The sequence below is a fragment of the Bacillus sp. MHSD_36 genome, from assembly GCF_030757775.1.
GTDB lineage: Bacteria > Bacillota > Bacilli > Bacillales > Bacillaceae_G > Bacillus_A.
This window is the reverse complement of sequence record NZ_JAVBIS010000043.1, coordinates 1-202: the sequence shown is the minus strand read 5'-3', so window position 1 is coordinate 202 and position 202 is coordinate 1. Positions and strand designations below refer to the sequence as shown.

Annotated in this window: 1 pseudogene; it reads right to left on the bottom strand. The window is 29.2% G+C overall.

Annotated elements, in window-relative coordinates:
- Positions 1 to 8: 8 nt before the first annotated feature.
- Positions 9 to 202: pseudogene (locus tag Q9B79_RS26925) on the bottom strand (hypothetical protein); the annotation flags it as partial.

The following is a 202-nucleotide window of genomic DNA, read 5'->3' as shown; positions in this document are numbered from 1 at the left end:
GTGGTATATTAATAGCCTCTAAAAGCAAATTGAATATACATGTAAGTACCAACACCATAAATAACAAAAGCAACTATAGCAATTATCCATTTTTCACCACTTTTTTGTACATACTTCGAGCATGCCCAAATAAGAAGTAAAATAATTAATTGAATTGCAGTCACTTTTGAGACAGCAATTATAGTAGTTTCTGTAACAAATA